General features: G+C 49.3%; 16 protein-coding genes and 2 riboswitches. Of the genes, 6 read left to right on the forward strand and 10 right to left on the reverse strand.

What is annotated here, in order from left to right; genetic code table 11:
- Positions 1 to 100: 100 nt before the first annotated feature.
- Positions 101 to 598, reverse strand: coding sequence for a DinB family protein (locus ACFQZT_RS07815; RefSeq protein ID WP_379298364.1), 498 nt, complete (start codon positions 596 to 598; stop codon positions 101 to 103).
- Positions 599 to 1,049: 451 nt separating this feature from the next.
- Positions 1,050 to 1,877 carry a polyamine aminopropyltransferase gene (gene speE / locus ACFQZT_RS07820; RefSeq protein ID WP_379298366.1) on the reverse strand — a complete coding sequence of 276 codons (828 nt, stop codon included), beginning with the start codon at positions 1,875 to 1,877 and terminating at the stop codon, positions 1,050 to 1,052.
- A 290-nt stretch (positions 1,878 to 2,167) separates the two neighbouring features.
- On the opposite strand from speE, the gene ACFQZT_RS07825 reads away from it, so the two are divergent.
- Complete coding sequence (locus ACFQZT_RS07825; RefSeq protein WP_379298368.1) at positions 2,168 to 4,261, forward strand: transglycosylase domain-containing protein; 2,094 nt, start codon at positions 2,168 to 2,170, stop codon at positions 4,259 to 4,261.
- Between the two features lie 173 nt (positions 4,262 to 4,434).
- On the opposite strand, the gene ACFQZT_RS07830 is transcribed toward ACFQZT_RS07825, so the two are convergent.
- Entirely contained in the window at positions 4,435 to 4,926 is a 492-nt protein-coding gene (locus tag ACFQZT_RS07830) for a YwhD family protein (RefSeq protein WP_379298370.1), read from the reverse strand.
- Positions 4,927 to 5,131: 205 nt separating this feature from the next.
- On the opposite strand from ACFQZT_RS07830, the gene ACFQZT_RS07835 reads away from it, so the two are divergent.
- From ACFQZT_RS07835 to sugE, 5 genes are all read left to right on the forward strand, one after another.
- Positions 5,132 to 7,129 (forward strand): M1 family metallopeptidase, encoded by a 1,998-nt coding sequence (locus tag ACFQZT_RS07835; protein WP_379298372.1) that lies wholly within the window; start codon positions 5,132 to 5,134, stop codon positions 7,127 to 7,129.
- 29 nt (positions 7,130 to 7,158) lie between these two features.
- A complete protein-coding gene (locus tag ACFQZT_RS07840; protein WP_379298374.1) occupies positions 7,159 to 7,977 on the forward strand; it encodes a hypothetical protein in 819 nt (272 codons plus the stop codon).
- Between the two features lie 167 nt (positions 7,978 to 8,144).
- Positions 8,145 to 8,283: riboswitch (cyclic di-AMP (ydaO/yuaA leader) on the forward strand.
- Positions 8,284 to 8,286: 3 nt separating this feature from the next.
- Positions 8,287 to 8,763, forward strand: a complete 477-nt coding sequence (locus ACFQZT_RS07845) for a C40 family peptidase (RefSeq protein ID WP_379298375.1) — start codon at positions 8,287 to 8,289, stop codon at positions 8,761 to 8,763.
- Positions 8,764 to 8,920: 157 nt separating this feature from the next.
- Positions 8,921 to 9,250 (forward strand): DUF4190 domain-containing protein, encoded by a 330-nt coding sequence (locus ACFQZT_RS07850; RefSeq protein ID WP_379298376.1) that lies wholly within the window; start codon positions 8,921 to 8,923, stop codon positions 9,248 to 9,250.
- Between the two features lie 57 nt (positions 9,251 to 9,307).
- Positions 9,308 to 9,409: riboswitch (guanidine-I (ykkC/yxkD leader) on the forward strand.
- An 81-nt stretch (positions 9,410 to 9,490) separates the two neighbouring features.
- The gene (sugE, locus tag ACFQZT_RS07855; RefSeq protein ID WP_379298378.1) at positions 9,491 to 9,811 is read left to right on the forward strand and encodes a quaternary ammonium compound efflux SMR transporter SugE; all 321 of its coding nucleotides are present in this window, start codon (positions 9,491 to 9,493) and stop codon (positions 9,809 to 9,811) included.
- 29 nt (positions 9,812 to 9,840) lie between these two features.
- Here the strand turns inward: sugE and ACFQZT_RS07860 are convergent, their stop codons facing one another.
- The 7 genes from ACFQZT_RS07860 to ACFQZT_RS07890 form a co-directional block, all read right to left on the reverse strand.
- The gene (locus tag ACFQZT_RS07860; RefSeq protein ID WP_379298380.1) at positions 9,841 to 10,728 is read right to left on the reverse strand and encodes a methyltransferase domain-containing protein; all 888 of its coding nucleotides are present in this window, start codon (positions 10,726 to 10,728) and stop codon (positions 9,841 to 9,843) included.
- Positions 10,729 to 10,872: 144 nt separating this feature from the next.
- Complete coding sequence (locus tag ACFQZT_RS07865; RefSeq protein ID WP_379298382.1) at positions 10,873 to 11,826, reverse strand: hypothetical protein; 954 nt, start codon at positions 11,824 to 11,826, stop codon at positions 10,873 to 10,875.
- Complete coding sequence (locus tag ACFQZT_RS07870) at positions 11,826 to 12,902, reverse strand: ABC transporter permease subunit (RefSeq protein WP_379298384.1); 1,077 nt, start codon at positions 12,900 to 12,902, stop codon at positions 11,826 to 11,828. The genes ACFQZT_RS07865 and ACFQZT_RS07870 overlap by 1 nt, the downstream gene beginning before the upstream one ends.
- Before the next feature lie 155 nt (positions 12,903 to 13,057).
- Complete coding sequence (locus ACFQZT_RS07875) at positions 13,058 to 14,779, reverse strand: ABC transporter ATP-binding protein (protein ID WP_379298386.1); 1,722 nt, start codon at positions 14,777 to 14,779, stop codon at positions 13,058 to 13,060.
- 911 nt (positions 14,780 to 15,690) lie between these two features.
- Positions 15,691 to 17,286: a response regulator gene (locus ACFQZT_RS07880; RefSeq protein WP_379298388.1), complete on the reverse strand. Its 1,596-nt coding sequence runs from the start codon at positions 17,284 to 17,286 to the stop codon at positions 15,691 to 15,693.
- Complete coding sequence (locus tag ACFQZT_RS07885) at positions 17,264 to 19,171, reverse strand: cache domain-containing sensor histidine kinase (RefSeq protein WP_379298390.1); 1,908 nt, start codon at positions 19,169 to 19,171, stop codon at positions 17,264 to 17,266. The genes ACFQZT_RS07880 and ACFQZT_RS07885 overlap by 23 nt, the downstream gene beginning before the upstream one ends.
- A gap of 131 nt (positions 19,172 to 19,302) precedes the next feature.
- On the reverse strand, positions 19,303 to 21,003 hold the full coding sequence (locus ACFQZT_RS07890; RefSeq protein ID WP_379298499.1) for a type 2 periplasmic-binding domain-containing protein: 1,701 nt from the start codon (positions 21,001 to 21,003) through the stop codon (positions 19,303 to 19,305).
- Positions 21,004 to 21,044 lie beyond the last annotated feature (41 nt).

Consider the following 21,044-nt stretch of genomic DNA (forward strand, 5'->3'; position numbering starts at 1 on the left):
TCGTTCCCTCATGATAACATGACGGTTTTTATTGAGTGTCTACTTAAAGGGGATAATACCAAAATCAAGAGACTCTGACGGTTTTACATTCATTTATGGATTATCTAGTCGGAGCTTCCATTCCCATGAGGGACCACTCTTCTTTAGAAGGACCGTATGCGCCGGTTACAGGCAGTCCGGCTTGGCGCATCAGAATTGTCAACTGACCGCGATGATGAATTTCGTGCTTGATGAACATGTCAAGTGTAAACCCATTTTTCCATGGTTGACCAAACATGTTCACGGTAACTTGCAGCGTTTCGTCATTCCATTGTGTGCGGACGGCTTCGATCAAGGACTGCGTCGTTTTCTTGTAAGCTTGAGCAATTTCAGCGGCGGATTGAGGTGCCTCTGCAGGGGGATAGTCCACCTTCAGACCCGTCGGTTCCAAAATACCGCCACTCGGGATTAAATGCCACGCAAGATCGCCCAATGTGCGGTAACCCGGTGCGATTTCCTGTTTAAGGGAGCCGTCTGTTAAGGCATCCAGCAGTTTTTGGGTTACGGTCAATTCGTTCTGATAATCCTCGATAAAGCTTTGTACAGTTACATATACCATCGTTATACGCCTCCATTAATTATAAGTTACTTTCTTATCCTAATTATATGCCGTGTACACTGACTACATTATGTCAGTATGAGATAATCCTAACTGATGACCAGGTCCTTATCTAAAGCTGCACGTTTGGGAACGAACCTGTCTTTCTCAATCTCCATCTTCTCGTCTGTAAAGATGAAAAATAACGTTATAAACACGATAGTAACATCCCCAGATATCTATAACGATGATAACCATCTTTCCAGCTTAGCTCAGCGTACAAAACTGCTTTTTTTCTCGTTTGTAAGCATTCAAAACATCGTTAGAGACACGACTTCATTTCCCCCGCGCCACTGTAACGATGAAAAACACCTTTCCAGCTGTCCACCTGGCAAGGATGAGCAACCTGTTAAAAAACAAAACCGCCAGCGCTTCTTACTTTTTTGCAAGAATGGCTAACGGTTTTCTTTCATTACTTCACCAGATCTTCAACAAATCTAGGCAGGACGAATGCAGCTGCGTGCAGACGCGGTGTGTAGTATTTCGTTGGGAATTCAGGAATGGAAGCTTCCTCTACTTGAAGCGGATCATGCTTCTTGCTGCCCATAGTGAATGTCCACAGACCGCTCGGGTATGTAGGGATGTTTGCGCAGTAAACGCGTACGATCGGGAAGATTTCTTTGACATCCCGGTTAACCGTTTGGATCAAATCGGCTTTAAACCATGGGTTGTCCGTTTGTGCAACGAAAATTCCGTCTTCTTTTAATGCGTCGAAAATGCCTTGGTAAAAGCCTTTCGTGAACAATTCGACAGCTGGACCTACTGGCTCTGTGGAGTCAACCATGATAACGTCATAGGTATTTTTATTGTCATGAATGTGCATGTAGCCGTCGTTCACGATAACTTCAACGCGTGGGTTGTCCAACTCGCCTGCGATTGTCGGCAGGTACTTTTTGGAATACTCGATGACCTTACCATCGATATCAACCAGAACGGCTTTTTTCACTTTCGGGTGTTTCATGATTTCACGGATCACGCCGCCGTCGCCGCCGCCTACAACAAGCACGTTTTCCGGATTCGGATGCGTCACGAGCGCAGGATGCGCCACCATTTCATGGTAAACGAACTCGTCCTTCACCGTTGTCATGACCATGCCGTCCAGAGTAAGCATTGTGCCCCACTCTTCGGTTTCGATCATCGCGAGGTCTTGGAAATCCGTTTGTTCTCTTACGTAAGTTTCTTTCACTTTTGCCGTAATTCCAAAGCTATCGGTTTGTTTCTCTGTGTACCACAATTCCATGTTCATGCCCTCTTTCGTTCTATATTGGATGAATAAATTCTGACATTCGTGTCGTTAAACAGTGTTCCACCAGATGGAAATGTCATGCAAAAATTTGTGGTTAATTTCCCCACCCTCATACACACAAATTGTATTATAGTTCATTACCCCCAAAATGCAATGATTTCCTAGGTTTTTTCCAGATTTATTAAAAATAATTTACAATTCGTTGAATACGGACTGCCATGCTTTTCCATACTGGGTAGTAACGACTTACAACTATGAAGGTATGGAGAAAGGAGAAATGGGACATGTCCGATAAAAACAGTCCGAAACCCGAGGGTTCACGGCCGACACCGAAAGAAAAAGAAGTTCCCTCCATGCGCTGGATGCGCCGGATCAAAAAGACGTTCTCATTCTTTTTTACAATCTCCATCCTGCTTCTTGTTAGTGCTGCCGCTTTCCTCGTGTACCTGCGCTCCCAGACGCTTCCCGTCACGAAAATGCTGCAAACTTCGCAAATGTACGACGCGCACGGCGAGCTGATCGACACCTTTTATTCCGGTCAAAATCGGCAGGTTGTCCCGCTCAAAGAAATTTCGCCTTATCTCATTAAAGCAACGCTGGCTGTTGAGGATCAGCATTTTTACGATCATTTCGGAGTTGATCTGAAGGCAGTTGCCCGTGCGGCCGTTGTGAATGTGCAGGCCATGGCCAAAGTTCAGGGAGCCGGGACGATTACGCAGCAATTGGCTCGCAATTTATATTTAAATCACGACCGAACATGGTCGCGTAAAATAAAAGAAACGGTCTACGCAATTCAAATGGAGATGCAGCTCAGCAAGGACGAGATACTTGCGGATTATTTGAATCAAATTTATTACGGCCATTCGACATATGGGATTGAAACGGCATCTGAGCTGTTCTTCGGCAAGCATGCCAGCGAGTTAACGCTCGCGGAGAGCGCCATGATCGCCGGCGTTCCGAAGGGACCGCGCTATTATTCGCCTTATTACGATCTTACCAATGCGATGGATCGGCAAAAGGTCGTGCTGCAGACGATGGTGCGCAGCGGGTTCATCACGCAGGAAGCTGCGGACGCAGCAGCCAAGGAAAAGCTGACAATTCAGCCGCTAACGAAGAAGAAACCCGCTGCAGCCCCATATTTCCGGGATTACGTTCGGACGCTTGCGACGGATAAGTTCGGCATTCCTGAAGAGCAACTGGATGAGGGCGGCATCAAAATTTATACGACGCTCGATATGAATGCGCAAAAGATTGCTGAAGATGTCATGGCCAAGCAACTAACGGGCAAGCCTGACATTCAGGCTGCGCTGGTCGCCATTGATCCGCGAACAGGAGCCATTAAGGCAATGGTCGGCGGGCGCGACTATGCGGACAATCAATTCAATCGCGCTATTTCCAACACGAGACAGCCAGGCTCATCTTTTAAACCATTCGTTTATATGGTGGCTCTGCAAAATGGGTACACCCCGGCAACGCTGGTCAAGAGCGAGCCGACGGTATTCACTTACGATCAAGGGCGTCAGACGTACACGCCACGTAACTTTAACGATCAATATGTTAACGCCAATATCGATATGCGACAGGCAATTTCCAAATCCGATAATATTTATGCCGTCCATACGATCCTTGATGTGGGACCCGATAAAGTGATCGATCTAGCTCGGAAGCTCGGCATTACCAGTCCGATGAAGCCGCTCCCTTCGCTAGCCCTTGGAGCTTTTCCCGTCTCTCCGTTGGAAATGGCGTCCGCTTTCGGCACGATTGCCAATCAAGGCATTCGTAACGAGACGACGGCCATTGAGCGCATTGAAGATGCGAACGGTAAGGTTCTATATGAAGCAAAGCCGAAGTCGGAAAAAATTCTCGATCCGGCTGTCGCCTACGTGATGACGAATCTGATGGAAAGCGTGTTTGAGGAAGGCGGTACGGGCAATCGCGTTGCGAGTACCATCAAAAGACCGATTGCTGGGAAAACGGGGACCACCGACACGGATGCCTGGCTCGTCGGCTTTACGCCTGAGCTGGCGACGGCCGTCTGGGTTGGCTATGACAAGGACCGCGATATCAGCAGCGTGGAATCTCACCTCGCATCGCCGATCTTCGCCGAGTTTACGGAGCAGTCGCTCGATGCGATACCGCCGAAGCTGTTCCCGATTCCTGACGGTGTAGCCAGTGTGTATATCGATCCGGCAAGCGGCAAGCTGTCCAATGAGGACTGCCCGAGTTCGCGGATGGAGGCCTTCATTGCAGGTACGGAGCCGACCACGTACTGCACGGGCAAACCGGCGAAAGAAGCATCAAGCGACGGTAAAAAAGGTACACCAAAAGGTCAAAACGATTCCTGGTGGAACGATTTGAAGCGTTGGTGGAACAATTAAGCAGCCCTCTTCCGGGCAACACAAAAAGGCAGAACTAAGCGCGTCTTAGTCTGCCTTTTTGCTGTCCTAGTATATGAGGTAACATACACTAGGGTCTAGTATACTCGGTTCACCCTACCGTCACAATGGATGACACATAATGTTCATATTTTGAAAAGGGGGCTGTTCAGCCTTTATGAAAGCGCATCCTTGAGCGTCTGATCAGAACGGTTCCACCATTCTTCATTGTGTTCGATAAGTTGATTGCGGAGCGCAGTTTTCTCTGCCTCATCCAGCCCGTCGAAGATAAATTTGCGTTTCATAGCCGCATCCATTTTATTGACGTGGTCGGCTAGAATTTTCCACCCTCTGCGTGCTTCGGTGTCGACCAACATCTCACATGCTGTCATTCCTGCATAATAAGCGCCCTCTTCGGTACGATCTACCGCAACCCAGACGATCCAACACTTGCGGCCGTTCGGCACGTCTTCTTTGTTCATGGAGAACTTGATGCCCTTCTCCACTTTACTTTTGGCATGCAAAGCACCATCGTCTACATAGGCTTCGCCTCCATCTATAATGATGCTGGAAACGTTGCTCAGATCAATCGCACCTGCGCCAAAGCCCTTGTGGTTCACTTTGGAGCTTACGATATTCAAGGCCAGCTTCTTTTTATCTGCTTCCATCTCGGCACCTTCCACTCTTTTACTTAATGAATACACTCTGATTGTATTGTAGCCAATGTCAGCGATGAGAACAAGGGCGCACGGAGTCAAGAGGCTTTTCATATCTCCCTCGGTTTGGTCGGCGGGTTTATTTTCTCTTTCCAGAAATAATCCACACCTTGTCTACATATACATGCTGTAGATGCTTGTCAACGGGGTGAAAATCATGAGTGTTTTGTTCAAAAACCGCAAGGTACAGTGGTTTGCCGTTATGCTCCTAGCAGCTGGCGCTGTCCTGCTGTCTGAAACTTTGCTCCCAACCGCGACCAGGCCAGTCGTGCCCGTCTCCCGGGTAGAGCCGTCTGCGCCCGCACCGGACATGCAGAAGCCTGACTCTGCCAAACCGTTAGACCAGCAAGCCGCTGAGCCGCTCAGCTACCGGATCTCCGAATATCATATGAATGTGGCTTATTTGGCGGATGCCAAACAATTAAAGGGACAACAAACGTTAACATGGGAAAATCCGGGGACTGCTCCCGTTCAGGAGCTGTATCTGCATTTGTATCCGAATGCTTTCGCATCCAAGAAGACAACCTTTATGCGCGAATCAGGCGGCAAGCTGCGGCAGGATGAAGCGAAGGCCGGGAGCATCGGGAGCATCGACCTGCTTTCGGTGAAAGCCGATGACGGAAGCGATCTCACCAGACGGATGGAATTCGTTCAGCCCGATGACGGAAATAAAGATGACCATACTTTGCTGAAAATCCCGCTGCCTAAAGCCGTTGGGGCCGGTGAGCGCGTCACGATCCAAACCGAATTTCTCGTCAAACTGCCTTCCGCTTTCGCCAGGATGGGCTATGTCGGCGACTTCGTCATGGCAGGCCAATGGTTCCCCAAGGTGGCCGCTTATGAGAAGGCAGGCACTCGCGGACGCACAACGGAGGGTTGGAACCTGCATCAATATCATGGCAATTCGGAGTTTTATTCCGATTTCGGCATCTATGACGTGAAAATCCAAGTGCCGGCCAGCTATACCGTTGCCGCTACCGGATTCCCGGTAAAACCGGCCGTGACGGATAACGACACGAAAACGTATCAATTCTACGCCGAAGACGTGCATGATTTCGCTTGGTCGGCATCGCCGAACTTTATCTATGCGGAAGAACCGTTCTCCACCCCGCAAATTCCCGGTGTCAAAATCAAGCTTTATCTTGATCCGAACCATAAAGATTTGAAAGACCGGTATATGTACGCTGCCAAAAAAGCGTTGGCCCGTTACAGCCAGTGGTACGGTACATATCCGTACTCGACCTTATCCATTGTTGTGCCGCCCCCTGGCGGCAACGGTGCCGGAGGGATGGAATACCCAACGCTGGTTACGGCTTGGGGGGCCAATGACAAGGATCCGGATCTCGAACTTGAGCGGGTTGTCGTTCATGAAATCGGCCATCAATACTTCTATGGGCTAGTCGCCACCAATGAATTCGAAGAAGCTTGGTTGGATGAAGGCTTCACTTCTTACGCCGAGGATAAAGTCATGGAGGCCGAGTACGGCGTATCGCCGAATCTGCCTGTGGAATCCAGCTATATCACATCGCCTAATGCGCTGCAGCTGGATGCCTGGAAGTACAAAGGGCACGGGGAATACGCAGATAACGTGTATACCCGGGCTAAGCTGGTGCTGAAAGCGATGGAAAAGCAGGTCGGCAGCAAAACGATGGATCGCATTATGCATACCTACTTCCAGAGATGGGAATTCAAACATCCTTCAACGAAGGACTTCCAAAAGGTTGTTGAAGATGTCACCAAAACGAAATGGGACGATTTTTTCAATCAATATGTGTATGGCAACATGATGATGGACTATACGGTCGAGAGCATTCAAGTCAAGCCAGACGGGACCAAAGGCGCCGGTTCTTACGAAAGTACGATTCTCATCTCGAAGCGCGGCGGCAACTCTCCGGCGGTCCCCATTCACTTCCATTTTGCCGACGGCACCTCATTGGACAAAACGTGGGATGGCGCCAACAGCAGCATCGAATACAAGCTCACCCATACAGCTCCAGTCGATTGGGTACGGATTGATCCGAATTATTCGCTGGTGCTGGAAAACAAGCATATTAACAATTACATGCAAACGGAAGTCGACCCGAAATGGAAAATTCGCTGGAATCTCGGCATCATTCAGCTCATGCAAACGATTTTTGGCTGGGTCGCTTGGTAGTTATCACAATATTTTAGGGGGGGACTGCCTTGAAAAGTTACATGAAGACCGGCTTAAGGGCGGCCTTGCAGCAGCCTTTCGCTGTCATCGCCTTATTTCTTTACCAAATGGGCTGGGGCGCTCTGCTCTATAAGCTGGTGCAGTCAGTGCTGGTACCGCTGATGCATCGCTTCCCTGGCGGCGGTCAGCCGAAGCAGGCGATGCAGCTCTTCCTGGCCGAAGGACAATTTCAACTGCTCAAAACGGATCTCAGTCACTCTTACCTCTGGTGGCTGGCCGCGCTCTTAGGCGCTCGCATGCTGCTTACACCCATGCTGAACGCAGGTGTCTATTACTCGCTGACACATCGTCACCAGAATGCTGGCTATCGCTTTTTCAAAGGAATCAAGGAGCTCACACTCCCTTTCCTGATCACTTACTTTGTGCGGATGGTCCTCTCCTTACTGCCGCTCCTCTGGCTCCTCCCGAAGGTGCAAACGATATACGCTCATACGACTTCTTACGAAGAAGCGGCTCTACAGATGCTCCCCTGGCTTTTGGGGCTGCTCAGCTACGGTTTTCTATTAAACTTGCTTTTCATGTATGTGCAATTCGCGATTGCTGCTAGAATCGGCATTATTTCCACGTTTATCACTTTCATACGCTATTCGCTGCCGATCCTCGGACTCGCACTTCTTATCCTGCTCATATCGGGACTATTGACGGGGATTACGGTCACAGCGACCTACATCTGGGCCGGCCTGGTGGCACTACTCATCTATCAGTTGTATCCGCTGTTCAACATGTTTTTGCAAATGTGGGCGATCACATCCCAATATCAGCTCTGGACTGCCAAAATGAACAAATAAAATCAGCGAAAAATGCCCAAATTTCAAAAGATATGCCAGTCCCTTGAAAAAAGGGGCTTTTTTTTGTCTATTTTAAGAAATATTTCACATATTTTTATAGAATAGCGCATAGAGAAGGAGGAATTTCGATGTTTATGACGAATCCTTAGGACTAGCATCAAAAAACCAAATATTTCATGCCGAATTCCCACTTTTTGTGGGAAACGGGGGAACCATTCCGGGTGAATTGATCTTGCCAGACAGGGATCATAGGGAACCTTCAACCGAACCCTCCAGCTAACCTCGTAGGCACCGGAAGGAGACAAGCAGTTGAAAAAGGTTGTTGCTCTCGTTTTCAGTCTTGTTTTGTTTTTGAGTATAGGTGCAGGTAGCGTTTTTGCAGCAGAATCCAAACTGGATGAAACGGTAGACGGCTTAATCGGAACCCCATATAAATTTGCGGGTACTACGACCAATGGCTTTGATTGCTCCGGCTTCACCTCTTATGTGTTCGAGCAATTCGGTATCGATCTTCCGCACAGCTCCAAATCACAAGACCAAGAAGGCTACTGGGTTGACAAATCCGACCTTCGAAAAGGCGATCTCGTCTTTTTCAACACCGATGGTAAAGGGATTTCTCACGTAGGCATCTACCTCGGAGACGGTGAATTCATTCACTCCGCTACCAATCACGGTGTTGTAAAAAACAAGCTAAGCGAGTCCTACTACGCGAAGCGGTACGTATCAGCCAGACGTGTACTCTGGGATGATATTTACAACCAATTGACTGCCGTCCAATCCAAGTAAAATTCTCGCAATACTCAAGAATGAAGCCCAGACAAGCCCAGCTCGATCGAGCCGCCGTCGGGCTTTTATTCATTTCGGAAACTTGCACTAGATACACAGGTAAGATCTGGTTATAATGGGGCATAGATCTTTTTGAAAAACTCGAAGGAGGTTCTATATGGAACCGTATCTGAACGGCACGCAGCCCCCGTTCCAACAACAACCGCAATCATCACAAACTAACGGTAAATCTATCGCCGCTATGGTGTTGGGTATTTTATCCATTGTCATTCCTTATGTGGGCATCATCTTGGGGATCATAGCCATCGTGCTTTCACGCATTGCTTCGAAAGAAATACAGCTTCGCGGCGAGCAAGGCAAAGGCTTTGCAATTACAGGTCTCGTATGCGGAATTATTGGAACGGCGTTGTATGCGATCATTATCGCATTTTTTGTCATTATTTTTATATTTGCAATATCGACGTCCAATTTCCCCAGCACTTTTTAGCCGGGTTTAGCTGTAACTTGAACTTGACATGTCATGTGAGGCGTCATATAATAACGCCAAGTCGTTTTCTAGGGTTCCGTGGCGTTCGCGCCAGCCTGGTCCAAGGGAAAACACACAGCGGATACGCTGTGGTCACGGAGGGGGAAAAGCCCGGGAGTCTTATCGCTTTAGCGATATTGCTTCCAGGCTTTTTCTTTTTTTGTGGCCAAATTAATTGCTTTATGAAAAGGAGTGGATAAAGTGGCTTGGTTGCATTTAGTTATTGCCGGCGTTTTTGAAGTCGTGTGGGCGATTTCATTGAAATTTTCCAATGGATTTACTCGTCTTATCCCTACAAGCATCACGATCGCCGGGATGGTTGTAAGCTTTTATTTTCTCGCTATAGCGACTAAAACGCTGCCCATCGGCACAGCCTACGCGGCTTGGACAGGAATTGGCGCCGTAGGGGCGATTATTGTCGGTATACTGTTTCTCCATGAACCGGTTAGTTTGATGCGCATTCTGTTCATGAGTCTAATCCTGGTTGGCGTACTTGGTCTGAAATTCACTTCGGGTCATTGATGGGTGGCGATCGGAACCCATTTGTATATTTACGCGACCGTGTAGCTCACATACCAGAAACTGCTTCCGACGAAAATATTCAAATGCTTCGCATATGGCTTGAAAATGTCTTTCAGCTCTTCGTAGCTGAAATAGTTTTTTATGATTTCATGTTGGGAGCCGTCCGCAAGTTCGCGCCTTTTATAGGTGTCCTCACAATCGTCCTTGCGGATCAGCTCTCCGCCCCGTCCGGGAACATACACATTGTCCCCCAGGAAAACCTCAGCTCCTGCCCCCAGTCTGCGATGGAAGCCTTCCAGAAATTCATCGATTCGGTTCCTTGGTACATGCGAAAACCAGAAGTTGGCCACACCGCAATCGAAAGACCCTTCGACTTGCTCCAAACGATAGGCATCACCAACGCAGAAAGACACCTTATTCGCAGGCCATGGCTTGGACTTCGCGATCTGAAGCACCTCGGGTCGAATATCCACACCTACAATGTGATCGGCAGCTTCCGCTGCGTATTGGGTCCAATATCCCGTCCCGCAAGCCACCTCCAAAACACGCTGTCCCCGAACCACATTCGTCATCGCCTGCGCCAGCATCGTCAAACCTTGCTGATAGTCGGGATCTTCACGTTTGTAGATACGTTCATATTCGTCCACTCTCGCCCCGTAATAGTCTTGCAAAGTCTGTTTGTCTTGATCCAGCAGGATCCGTTTCTGCTCCATATCTTGGCCGATTCGTTGTTTAGCCGACAAGAGGTCCGCGAAGATAGAGCCGCCGACCGCGCCATAATTGGCTAGCAAACCATGTGTTGCCATGACGATTAATTGAGTCATCGAAAGCCCCGTTTCCTCAGCCATCCGCTCCAAATCAGCCTTGACCTTCTCAGGCAAGTACACCGAAAGTCTCTTTGTTTTATCCTCCGTCATCTTAACAGCACCTCCTGCGTAATTGAACTAAAATTAAAATAACACATATTATATGTTAAAACAACACGATTTATATGTTTTATCGCTACGTAATGTAAAAAGGCCCCCTTTCTCTCATTTGAGAAGGAGGCCTCTTTATTGAAATCACACGAATTCCCGTTCGCTGCCGTAGCGGCGTTTCAACTGGCTTAAGAAGAATTGCAGTGACAAGAGAAGCGCTGCAAAACTGCCGCCGACACTTAGAATGACCCACGGCTGCAAGCGGATATATTTGGCTCCGTAAGCGATCAGCGAACACCATTCCCCAGTGATGGTAATGTTGATTGAATAGCCAACTTCATCATCGCCGATCGTTTCCGTACCGCCAAGCACGATGTTAAAGACAGCAAGTTGCCCCATCAAAAAGAGCACCTGCATAAATTCGCTGAGGAAGACAAACGACAGCTCATTTCGCATACACGGAATGAGATGACGGATCATCCGATGCAGGACTGAGCCTCCCATCAAACGCGAGGCTTCAATAAACATTCTTTCATTATAATAGCTTGTCCGATCCGCTACTTGATGGGCGAGCGGAAAGATACCGATGAAAGTAACCATGATAAAAAAGAGCACAGCAAACAGAAAAAGATAATGCGGATCTGCATTGATTCCTTGATCAAGCCGAAGCCCATAATACATCCCTGCCAAAGGGGGGAAGAGAAATAGAAAGGCTGGCACTGAAGCGATAACCCACTGCAAGGAGCTCAGTGTGCCCCTGCCTTTTCCGGTGATTCCGGTCCATAACCCCACGGGGAGAGCAAGTGCAAAGCGGAGCAAGGTCAGCAGAAGCGCAGTTCCAAGCGTATATTTCAGTCCGTTCAGCAGCAGGCTGAGCATGTCGTAGCCCCGATGATCCGTGCCCAGCAGGAACATGCCGTTCGGTGCGAAGGGTGGCTTGGCGTACCGTGTCTTGCCGTCTTCTTGGTATTGGATCATGTTAATTTTATGATCAGGTGTTATCGCATGCGGCTTGAGCCAGCTTCCAAAGAGCATCACAAGCAGGAATAGGACCATAAGAGCGAGAGAACAGTAATAGGCTGTCGATGAGCGTCTCATTATCGTTGTGCGACCTCCCGTGTACGAACGATAAACTTTTTGCGCAGCAGTGCATAAATTCCCTGGAATGCCATCGCGATTAGTGCGAGCGTCATGCAAATGACCGATATCGAGGAAACGCTCTGCATGACTGGGGAGATAATAAAGCCGCCTAATCCAAAAATGCCGCAGATAGCTTCCGCGACGGCCATGCTGGCTAGTGCGAGCGTTGTCGCCTTCGGCAGAATCGACAGCAGGTCCTCCATCACATTACGCAGTACATGGGACAAAAGCACTTCGCGGCGAGTTAGCCCTTTGGCCAGTCCGGTAATGACATAGTCCTGACCCAGCTCGCGAGCCATCGCTACGCGCAGTGTGCCGTAGATCGTAACCGACGGAATGAGAGCGATGGTGAGAAAAGGGATCAGGAATGGAGTTCGATCCCCGACTTGAACCACGAGCAAAACATAGTGACCGAGAGCTCTTGTTGCATATATCGCACCAAGTTGAATGAGCACGATGAGGAAAAAGTCCGGCAAACCCACGAGCAGCACATGGATGCCATCGATGACTTTACCGATACGAGGCCAAATCGATGCCGCAAGCGCTAAGAGCAAGCTAAGCAGAATGGCCAGCAGCAGCCCGGGAATAAAATAGGTCAATGTGCGCAGCAGCATGATCGGCAGTGCAGTGATAACCGGCGTTTCTTTCATATTCGTCGGGCTGCGGAATTTACCGAAGTCGCCATGGAGGAAGCCAATTGCCTGTTCTTTTAAATGGAATGCGTAATAACGCCAAGAAATGACGGGGTGCTCAAGAGGAACAGCCGTCACGCGAAATACGCCCCGGATCATCATGGCGGTACCGGCATATTCTTCGGCTTTACCGTAAGGAACGGATAGCAAGCCTGCCTTCTCATTCAACACCTGACTGCCGGGCAGCTTACTTGTCAGCGTTTGAATGCTCATATCCGGACCTAAGGCTACACGCATCTGATCCGGCTGCACAGACATGAACAAATTGCGAATATTACTTAACAAGAAGATACAGACGAGCGTCAACAATCCGATTAACATCCACTTCCATATCGGCTTCAAGATCAGACACCTCAATCTATTATTTTACCATTGGTAGAAACTATTTTTCATAGTTTAACATGATTTTATTGGGAGTTCTACGATTAAATGGAAAACAAAAAGAAGATGACCGCCAGCTAGTATAAGCTGCCTCACGGCCATCTTCGATGTAAATTTTAGGAGCGGAACTGGGCTTGGTGCAGGCGGCTGTAAACGCCCCCCACAGCCAAGAGCTCGTCATGTCCGCCCTGCTCGGTGATCCCTTGCTCCGTCACGACGACGATGCGGTCGGCGTTCTTGACCGTCGCCAGCCGGTGCGCAATGACCAGCGTCGTGCGCCCCTGCGACAGCTCGGCCAGCGATTGCTGAATCGCGGCCTCGGTCTCGGTGTCGAGCGCCGACGTCGCCTCATCGAGGATGAGAATCGGCGGATTCTTGAGGAACATGCGCGCGATCGCGAGGCGCTGCTTCTGCCCGCCGGAGAGCTTCACCCCGCGCTCGCCGATTATCGTATCCAGTCCCAATGGCTGCGACTGGATAAATTCCTCGAGCCGCGCCCGACGGGCGGCTTGCCAGATCTCGGTTTCCGTCGCGACGAGCTTGCCGTACGCGATGTTCTCCCGCATCGTGCCGGCGAAGAGGAACACATCCTGCTGCACGATGCCGATCTGGCGGCGCAGCGATTCCAGCCGGATGCGGCGGATGTCCATGCCATCGATGGTGATGCTGCCGGCACTCACATCGTAAAATCGCGGCAGCAGGCTGCAGATCGTTGTCTTGCCGGCGCCGGACGGGCCGACAAAGGCGACGGTCTCGCCGGCATGAATGGCAAGGGTGATGCCACTGAGCACCCTCGCGTCTTCTTCGCCGCCATAGCCAAAAGAGACATTCTGGAAGCGAATCTCGCCGGCCAGCTTCTCGATGGTTATGGCATCTGGAGCGTCGGAAACCTCCGGCTCTGTGTCGATGACTTCGACGTACCGTTTAAAGCCGGCGATCCCTTTGGGATAGCTTTCGATGACGGTATTGATTTTCTGGATAGGACCAAGAAAAACGTTCGTCAGCAGGACAAAAGCAATAAACTGCCCGTACGTAATCTCATGCTGAATGACGAACCAGGTGCCGCAAATCAGGACGAACACGGTAACCAGACGCATCAGGATATAACTCAGCGATACGTTCCACGCCATGATTTTGTAGGAAAGCAGCTTCGTTAGCCGGAAGCGGCCATTGTTTTCTGCGAATAGCTTCTTCTCATAAGCTTCGTTTGCAAAAGCTTGGACAACGCGAATCCCGCCGATGTTGTCTTCTACTCTGGCATTAATGTCGGCCAGATCGGCCATCATCCGGCGAAAGGTTTTTGTCATTTTTTGATTGAAATATATAGCGATCCATAGGAGGAACGGGACAATGAGAAACGTTAGAAGCGCAAGTTTCACATTGATGACCAGCATGAGTGTGAACGCGCCCACTAACGTCATGACGGCGATGAACAGATCCTCGGGACCATGATGTGCAACCTCGCCGATCTCCAGCAGATCATTAGACATCCGTGACATGAGTTGGCCCGTTTTGTTGTTATCATAGAAGCGGAATGAGAGCTTCTGCAGATGATCGAACATCTTTTTCCGCATATCCGTTTCAATATTAATCCCCAGTTTGTGCCCCCAATAGGTAACGACAAAATTCAAAACCGTATTCAAGCCATATACCGCCAGCAGCCCGACGCATGCCCATAAAATCCAAGCCCAATTGCCTGCCGGAAGCAGCCTGTCGACGACCTGGTTGACGGCAAGCGGAAATCCGAGCTCAAGCAGCCCTGCTACCACCGCACAAGTAAAATCCAAAATAAATAAATGCTTATAAGGACGATAATACGAAAAAAAGCGTCGTAACATGAATATTTGCCTCCTGCCTTCCTGCCCCATTGCAGCCATGTAGATCATTTCCAATTTTTATGATACCACAATTTTGAAGGGCGCTTGGAGGGAAGCGTTAGTTAAAAACGATTTTTCCGGCTTATCCGCCTCAGAATCGGCGCGTTTGCGGAGTTAAGCCGGTTTTTCCGCGTTAAAGTGCCGTTGATGAGCTCATGGGACTCTCCACTGGACTCTAACGCGGTTTTTCCGGCTTATCCGCCTCAGAATCGGCGCGTTTGCGGAGTTAAGCCGGTTTGTCCGCGTTAAAGTGCCGTTGATGAGCTTATGGGACTCTCCACTGGACTTTAACGCGGTTTTTCCGGCTTATCCGGGCCGGGCTTGGCGCGTCAGCAGAGTTAAGCTGGTTTTTCCGCGTTAAAGTGCCGTTGATGAACTTATGGGTCTCTCCACTGGGACTTTAACGCGGTTTTTCCGGCTTAACCGCCCCAGATTCGCAGCGTCAGCAGAGTTAAGCTGGTTTTTCCGCGTTAAAGTGCCGTTGATGAACTTATGGGTCTCTCCACTGGGGCTTTAACGCGGTTTTTCCGGCTTAACCGCCCCAGATTCGCAGAGTCAGCGGAGTTAAGCCGGTTTTTCCGCGTTAAAGTGCCGTTGACGAGCTTCTGGGACTCTCCACTGGGGCTTTAACGCGGTTTTTCCGGCTTAACCGCCCCAGATTCGCAGCGTCAGCAGAGTTAAGCTGGTTTTTCCGCGTTAAAGTGCCGTTGATGAACTTATGGGTCTCTCCACTGGGACTTTAACGCGGTTTTTCCGGCTTATCCGCCTCGGAATCGGAGCGTCAGCGGAGTTAAGCCGGTTTTTCCGCGTTAAAGTCGCGTGAGATGCTCCGAAATGCCTGGTCGTCCCAGAGATTTCCCAGATTGCAGGCATTACAAGTGACTTTCGTGTCCCCGCAGCAGACTTCTTCCGATCACATGCCGCTGATCCCTGTACTCTTGCGGGCTAACGCCTTCCATTTCCTTGAAAACGCGGCTAAAATGCTTCGTATTCTCGAAGCCGGCCAGTTCACTGATCTCGTAAATTTTGTGGTCGGTCGTGGCCAGCAGCTCCCGCGCCCGGTCGATGCGCAGCTTTTTCAAGTAATTAACGAAGCTTTCCCCGGTAAACTCTTTGAAGGCTTGGCTGAAGTACGAATAATTCAACGACACATGATTCGAAACGATCGTCATATTGATGTCTTTATGATAATTCTCCTGCATGTACTGCACGGCTTTTTTCATCTCTTTATGATCGATGTGGAACGTCTTCATGCTTCGCACATAGTCATTGAGCCTATGCAGCAAGCCTTCAACGCTATGAAAATAGTCATGAAAATAGGCAAAGTTCGAGATATCCCCTACCTTCTTAAATAAGCGAAGAATTTCTACGGACTCGCCCCCGTACACATGAAATACTTTATCGAATACATGCTCGTTCAATGCACGACTTACCGCTTCCATATAGCCGATATCGAAACGAGCCACGGTCTTGATATCGAGCACCTCCATAAGCAACGCCGTCATTTCCTTATCGCGGTCTGTGCCGAGCATATTGGCGATTTTCTTGACGGTCTCTGTAGGCACTGCGAAATTGCGGATCTTTTGGCTAACGCTCTCGAAACGCACAACGCCAGGCACAGATAACAAAAACGTATATTTCAACGCCTGCTGCGCCTCTCGATACGCTTCTTGCAAACGAGTCACGCCTAGCGTTGGCAGGCTTAAGCCCATGCTATAGGTAAAATATCCCGTTCCGGCTATGCGATCCGCCAGGTACTGGAAAAGCTCCCCATGCTCGGCGATCAGCACCAACTGGTTCTCCTTATCCCAAACATGCGCGTACCTAGTGCGATAACGCTCTGGAACGTTCCCAACTTCGGCTTGAATGCGGCGCAGAAATTCGGCATGCCCCACTCCCTGAATGGTTCCCCTGTACTGCAGCACACCGACTTGAAACCCTCCATCCAGCCACTGCATCCCAATGCCCTGCAAATGATTCAGCAAATCAGCTTCGCTCAAATGGTCCGTTCGGAGCAAGTAACTCAGCTGACTTTCTTGAAAAGCCTCTCGCTGCTTCATAGAGCTGGTCAATCGCTCATTCAGCTGCTCCTTCTGCTTGAGTTCTTTCTCCAATCGGAGCATTGCGCGAGTCAGCTCGTCCCGGACGATAGGCTTCAGCAGGTATTCCTTCACTTCGCAGCGAATCGCTTCCTTCGCGTAGTGAAAATCGTCGTGCCCGCTAAGAATAATCACAACTGGCTTCGGGTCCAGCTCTTGAATCCGGTTAATGAGTGCGATGCCGTCCATGACGGGCATGCGAATATCCGTAATCACGATGTCCATAGGCGAATTTGTCAGTAGTGCTAAAGCCTCTTCCCCATCGCCGGCGAATTCGAAGGCATAGGTATCCGGAAATTCACGGGCGATCATCGCTCGCAAACCGAGGCGAATATTTTTCTCATCGTCAACGATAAGCACTTTTCTCATCAGCAGGCAGCCCTCCGGATAAAATTAGATAAGGCAGCTTCATCCTCACACGGGTGTAAGCGCCTTCCTCACTTTCGACATGAATCCCGTACTCGTTTCCGTAATACATTTTAATTCGCTGCGTCACATTGCGTAGACCAATGCCGTTCCCTTCATGTTCACCCGTGGACTTAGATCCGTATTTGGCATAAAAAAGAGCATCCTCCATACCGATCTTCTCGTGCAGCTCCCCAAGCTTCTCGCGGGACATACCCGCACCGTCATCGGTTACTTCGATGATCATCGCCACATCCCTCCGACTGGCGCGGATCAGGATTACGATACCCTCACGTCTGGCCCTGTCCGTATTCATGCCGTGCTTAACGGCATTCTCGACGAGAGGCTGCAGGGACATTTTCAGCACTTCCTGCTCCTGATACCCTTCCGGAATATCCAACTTCAGCGCCAGCTTATCGTCATAGCGGATATTCATGATGGCAATGTAGTTCTGAATATGCTGAATTTCATCCTTCAGTCGGACATGATCGTTCGCCCATTTGAGGCTGTAACGCATCAGGGCGCCGAGGGAGGTTAAGGCATCTGAGATCGTATATTGCGCCTCGACTTCGGCCAGCATTTTCAAATTTTCGAGCGTGTTATAAAGGAAATGGGCGTCGATCTGATTTTTGAGCGAGTTCAGCTCGGCTTCCTTCGTGGCGGCCTGCTTGTTCACGGCTTCGACGATGAGCTCGTTCATTTTCTTCAACATTTGCCTGAAATGATGGGCCAGCTCGCCTACCTCTCCCCCAGCGTCCATATCGATCTGCACGTTCAGGTCGCCACGACGCACTTTTTTCATCGAATCCCGAAGAATGTGCAGCTTTTTCAAAATTAACGATTGTAAAAAGTAAGTGATGATCGAGACAAGCGCGATGAGGACGACAGCAGCCAGAATGAACAGATTGCGGGTTTTCTGGATCTGCGTCACCGGCTCTTTTAACGATACGACATTCAGCAAGTAAGCCCCCAGGTCGTCGATAGGCGTGGTCAGGCATAAATAGGGCGTATCCCCTACTTTAAAAGTAAAGTTAGAGCCCTGCTGATGCGAATGAGCCCCCCATGTTTCGTAGAGCTGCTTCATATCCATTGTTTTAAAAAATGGGCTCTTCGTATCGGTAAAAATGCGCCCCGACCGGTCGACGACCAGCATGTGAGATTGCCCGTCCTGTATCGGGCTAAAGGCCTTTTGAAAAAACTTATCTATCAACATATCGACTTCCAAAATGCCGACATGATTCGGATAATTAATTCCCCTTAGCAGGGATACATAAGTCCACGTCGCCTCGCTGTCGGTGTTATAGCGATTCATGATATCCTTCTCGTCCTGCAAAATTTCCCACCTGACAGTGCCGTTGCGCTCCAGCACATCCTTATACCAAGCTCTTTCCGCGATCCGGCTCTCTTTGAAAATAATCGGCCAAATCTCCTGCGTATTTGGATTATCCGAGTACAAACGCACGTTGGCAATATTAGGATTGCTGAACATAAGGCGCTGTAGATAATAAAAGGTATTCGTATTGAATTCAACGAGTTCCGGAACTTCCCATTCCTGAGTCATGCGCAAATAATTGAGGACCTCCCGGTCGGTTATCGAAAGTTCTGCTGCACGCCCCATGACCTCAATATTATTGAGAATGCCCGATTTCTCGCTCTCCAGCACATTTTGATTCTTTTTCACGGTATCTTGAATCGTATTTTGATAGAATTCATTAAACAAATACGACGAGAACAAAATGATCGGAATTAAAATAATCACAATATACGCGCCGATCAGCTTCACCTGTATGGAAGTGCGATTGGTCAGCTGTGTAATCCGCATTCTCCATTTGCGCAGAGCATTTCCCATAACACCACACCCAGTCCCTCACTCTTTCTTTATATTTTAATACATCCGATTCCGGACGTGGGAAATATTTGGAGATGCAGGCGAAAAACCCGAAAACCCGAAATGTTTCGGGCTCTCGGGCTGCTTAATCGTTACTTCGAGAACTGGGCAATCTTTTTGCTGTTCGCTTCGAATTCTTTTTGCTGGTAGGCCTGAACCTTATCTAGTCCAGCCGCTTTGCGGTCGTTTTGATATTTCTCGAAAAGCTGGTCGAACTCGGCGTCCGATTTGGCCAGCAGCAGCTTCGGCAGCGCTTTGCCCCAGGTCTTGGCGATTTTGTCGTTGGCGATTCCCTCTTCCGATGTCCCTGTCGGCATGATGTTATCGTACTGCGAGAAGCTCTTCGTCTTGCCCTTGGTCCATTCCTCAGGCTGCTTAATCGGCTCCACGCTCGGAGGTGCCCACTGCAGATTCATATTCGTATCCATCAGCATCCAGAAGGTGTAAGAGGATCCGTATTTTTTGTCAAAGGCGGAGCGGTCTTTATTCAAAAGATCAAGCACTTCCGGCTTGAATTGATCTTTGCCGTTAATCGTATCGTAGCTGACGCCTTTCTCGCCCAGGAACAAATCTTTGTTGCCTTCCTCACTGATCAGGTAGCTGAGGAATTTAATCGCTCTTGCTTTGTCCTTCACGTCTTTAGAAATCAGCGTCACCGTCCAACCGGAAATGCCAGGGCCTGCAAGTGTAGGTGCGTCCTTCTTGGCGTTAGCAGGGCCGTCTACGGCTATATAGACTTTGTTCGGATCTTTTTGATACAAGGAAATGTTTTGATTCGCCATATCGGAACGTTGGTACAGCATCGCGAAGTAACGGCCTTGCGCAATCTTTTCCTCCATTTGCGGGCGTTTATCGATAAAAATATCTTTCGCCAGGAGTCCCATCTCATTCGCTTTGCGGAATGTTTTGAGCCAGCTCACTAACTCCGGATCAGTGGAACGGTCGTAAAGCTTGCCGTCTTTTTCGTAAGGAATGGCTAGAAAATTAGCCAGCATCGAAGAATTCTGCGATGCATCCAGGAACGAGTAGTTGCCATTATCCCCAAACTCGTGCAAGCCAAGCGGGATCAGCGGTTGTCCGTTCACTTCAGGAAACTTCTCTTTTGCCGCTTTCAGAGCATTGAGGAACCCTTCAGGCGTTCTCATATCCGGCTTGCCGATCGCTTCATACATATCTTTGCGAACAAGGAACGTCTGGTTGGATACAAAGTTTTCCCCGTACTTTTTGTAATCCTGCGGCGAGGACGAAGCATTCGGGTAGCCGTAGAAGTTGCCGTCTTTTTGCGTGTACCAGGAGAGCTTGGCAGGATCGGCCACTTTAAAGAAATAGGGATCGTACTGCTTCGCAAGATCATTCAGCGGAAGCACCATTTTACCCTCGATCATTTTCTTCACGGCGTCCTCCCACCATCCGAGCGTTATGAAATCAGGCAGCTTGCCGGAGGCAATCATCGTATTCAGCTTTTCGTTCTCATTGCCGGCCGGCACGATGAAATTAACATTCACGCCCGTCTTCTTCGTGATGTATTGGGAAGTCGGGTCCACGCCCCATTTATTCGGGAACCAGGAAAAGTTCAGGTACCAATCGAAGGTGATCGGCTTCGTATCGGATTTCCAACCGGGCTCATCAGCATTAGCCGCAGGGACTGTTGATGCTGCTGCCGCAGTTTCCGTCGCTTTCGTCGGCTGCGGACTGGCCGTGCTGCTCGCGCCTTTATCCGTGGAACAAGCGGAAATGGATACGGCGGTAAACAAAGCAAGTAAAGTTGTCCATGTTTTGCGTGATTTACTCATACTCATGTACGTTTCCCCTTTTCTGCATCATAATCATTTAT

It is taken from the genome of Paenibacillus sp. GCM10027628 (assembly GCF_042676385.1).
Classification (GTDB): Bacteria; Bacillota; Bacilli; order Paenibacillales; family NBRC-103111; genus Paenibacillus_E.

Bases quoted from the DNA above. Each gene is read 5' to 3' on its own strand.
- ACFQZT_RS07890 (WP_379298499.1), bottom strand. From the start codon at position 21,003: ATGAGTAAATCACGCAAAACATGGACAACTTTACTTGCTTTGTTTACC.
- ACFQZT_RS07860 (WP_379298380.1), bottom strand. From the start codon at position 10,728: ATGACGGAGGATAAAACAAAGAGACTTTCGGTGTACTTGCCTGAGAAG.
- ACFQZT_RS07880 (WP_379298388.1), bottom strand. From the start codon at position 17,286: ATGAGAAAAGTGCTTATCGTTGACGATGAGAAAAATATTCGCCTCGGT.
- ACFQZT_RS07815 (WP_379298364.1), bottom strand. From the start codon at position 598: ATGGTATATGTAACTGTACAAAGCTTTATCGAGGATTATCAGAACGAA.
- speE (WP_379298366.1), bottom strand. From the start codon at position 1,877: ATGGAATTGTGGTACACAGAGAAACAAACCGATAGCTTTGGAATTACG.
- ACFQZT_RS07835 (WP_379298372.1), top strand. From the start codon at position 5,132: ATGAGTGTTTTGTTCAAAAACCGCAAGGTACAGTGGTTTGCCGTTATG.
- ACFQZT_RS07825 (WP_379298368.1), top strand. From the start codon at position 2,168: ATGTCCGATAAAAACAGTCCGAAACCCGAGGGTTCACGGCCGACACCG.
- ACFQZT_RS07850 (WP_379298376.1), top strand. From the start codon at position 8,921: ATGGAACCGTATCTGAACGGCACGCAGCCCCCGTTCCAACAACAACCG.
- ACFQZT_RS07830 (WP_379298370.1), bottom strand. From the start codon at position 4,926: ATGGAAGCAGATAAAAAGAAGCTGGCCTTGAATATCGTAAGCTCCAAA.
- ACFQZT_RS07885 (WP_379298390.1), bottom strand. From the start codon at position 19,171: ATGGGAAATGCTCTGCGCAAATGGAGAATGCGGATTACACAGCTGACC.
- ACFQZT_RS07875 (WP_379298386.1), bottom strand. From the start codon at position 14,779: ATGTTACGACGCTTTTTTTCGTATTATCGTCCTTATAAGCATTTATTT.
- ACFQZT_RS07865 (WP_379298382.1), bottom strand. From the start codon at position 11,826: ATGAGACGCTCATCGACAGCCTATTACTGTTCTCTCGCTCTTATGGTC.